This window comes from Streptomyces sp. CHD11, assembly GCF_018638295.1.
GTDB lineage: Bacteria > Actinomycetota > Actinomycetes > Streptomycetales > Streptomycetaceae > Streptomyces.
The window spans coordinates 1-307 of the sequence record NZ_JABTTS010000195.1 but is presented as its reverse complement, the minus strand read 5'-3'; the positions used below and the strand labels follow the sequence as shown (position 1 = coordinate 307).

General features: G+C 69.4%; 1 pseudogene. It reads right to left on the bottom strand.

Annotated features, from left to right (window positions below):
* Positions 1-273 (bottom strand): annotated as a pseudogene (locus tag HTV45_RS33735) (hypothetical protein); the annotation flags it as partial.
* Positions 274-307 lie beyond the last annotated feature (34 nt).

The window sequence follows — 307 nt, the reverse complement described above, 5'->3', positions numbered from 1 at the left end:
CTCGGGCCAGACCTTGATGCCCAGGGCAACTCCAGCGGGGACGGTGGCCGTATCCAGCAGCCCCGCCCGGCGCTTGAGCGCGCCAGGGCGGGCCACGGCCGCGGTGGCGGCGGTCGCTTGCAGCCGTCCGAGCACGACGACGTGATGCCTTGAAGCGATGCGCGCACAGGCCAGGACCGATATTATCGCTACGAGACGATGATAGGGGCTGTGTCGCCATGCCGTCACCGTGAGCGTGCGGTTCGCCGGCGACGTGGTCCCCAGGGCAGACATCGGAGGACCTCATGGCCCGCCATGACATGCGCAG